The 254-nt window shown below is 66.1% G+C and carries 1 protein-coding gene; it reads left to right on the forward strand.

Annotated elements, in window-relative coordinates:
- Positions 1-254, forward strand: a 254-nt coding sequence (locus ACPYOJ_RS35960; protein WP_481420473.1) for a citrate/2-methylcitrate synthase, incomplete at both ends; no start/stop codon positions are given.

Here is a 254-nt window from a genome sequence, read left to right on the forward strand (position 1 = left end):
GCCTCTGCATCAACGTCTCGCCGTTGCATGGGATCGTCCCGACGCAGCGGATCTCATACGCCGCTGTTTCGTGCTGCTTGCGGACCACGAGTTGAATGCCTCGACCTTCACGGCACGAATCACCGCTTCCGCGGGCGCGACATTATCCGCAGCCACCTTGTCCGGCCTGTCGACACTGACCGGTCCGCTGCACGGCGGTGCCTGGCAGAGCGTGCGCTCGCTGATCGCCCGAGCGGCTGCGATCGGTGCGGAGG

The sequence above is a fragment of the Rhizobium sp. SVR5-9E genome (assembly GCF_056755095.1).